This is a genomic window from Pseudomonas fluorescens (assembly GCF_000968015.1).
Taxonomy (GTDB): Bacteria; Pseudomonadota; Gammaproteobacteria; order Pseudomonadales; family Pseudomonadaceae; genus Aquipseudomonas; species Aquipseudomonas fluorescens_W.
In genome coordinates this window covers 1-398 of sequence record NZ_LACH01000118.1, presented here as the reverse complement: position 1 = coordinate 398, position 398 = coordinate 1, and the positions used below count along the sequence as shown (strand labels likewise).

Annotated in this window: 1 protein-coding gene; it reads right to left on the bottom strand. The window is 63.1% G+C overall.

Features of this window, described 5'->3' with window-relative positions; all coding sequences use genetic code 11:
• The coding region (locus VD17_RS30965; RefSeq protein ID WP_046057156.1) for an electron transfer flavoprotein subunit beta/FixA family protein at positions 1-398 on the bottom strand (398 nt) is incomplete at both ends.

Genomic DNA, 398 nt, shown 5'->3' with positions numbered 1-398 from the left:
GACGCGTAGCGCGGCTCGTTCAAACGCAGGTCGGTGGTGACGATGGCCGGCAGTTTCAGGGAAACCGTCTGCGCGCCGCCGTCGACTTCGCGAGTCACGGCAACGCTGTCGCCGCTGATGTCGACTTTGGACGCGAACGTGCCCTGACCGTAGCCGCTCAATGCCGCGAGCATCTGGCCCGTCTGGTTGTTGTCGCTGTCGATGGCTTGTTTGCCAAGGATCACCAGCTGAGGCTGTTCCTTGTCAACAACAGCCTTGAGCAGCTTGGCAACGGCCAGCGAAGTCAGGTCTTCAGCGGATTCGACGAGGATGGCGCGGTCGGCACCCAGAGCCAGCGCGGTGCGCAGTTGCTCTTGAGCGGTGGACGGGCCGATGGAGACGACGACGATTTCAGTCGC